The sequence below is a fragment of the Anaerovorax odorimutans genome, from assembly GCF_024459955.1.
Lineage (GTDB): Bacteria > Bacillota > Clostridia > Peptostreptococcales > Anaerovoracaceae > Hominibacterium > Hominibacterium odorimutans_A.
In genome coordinates this window covers 1-222 of the sequence record NZ_JANFXK010000247.1, presented here as the reverse complement: position 1 = coordinate 222, position 222 = coordinate 1, and the positions used below count along the sequence as shown (strand labels likewise).

Here is a 222-nt window from a genome sequence, read left to right as displayed (position 1 = left end):
ATCGAGTAAAGAGCGTCCATACCATCCAGATTCTTTCCTGACATCGGCACTCCGATCACCGGCATCGGGAACAGCGCCGCACACATTCCCGGAAGATGTGCAGCCATTCCGGCTCCTGCGATGATTACTTTAATCCCTTTTCCTTCCGCAGCTTTTGCCCACTCAAAAAATACATCCGGCATACGATGTGCGGAAATGATCGTCATTTCATAATCAATTCCG

General features: G+C 49.5%; 1 protein-coding gene. It reads right to left on the bottom strand.

Going from position 1 to position 222, the window contains the following annotated elements; genetic code table 11:
* Nucleotides 1-222: AIR carboxylase family protein (locus NE619_RS18650; protein WP_256133942.1), on the bottom strand; the 222-nt coding region annotated here is incomplete at both ends.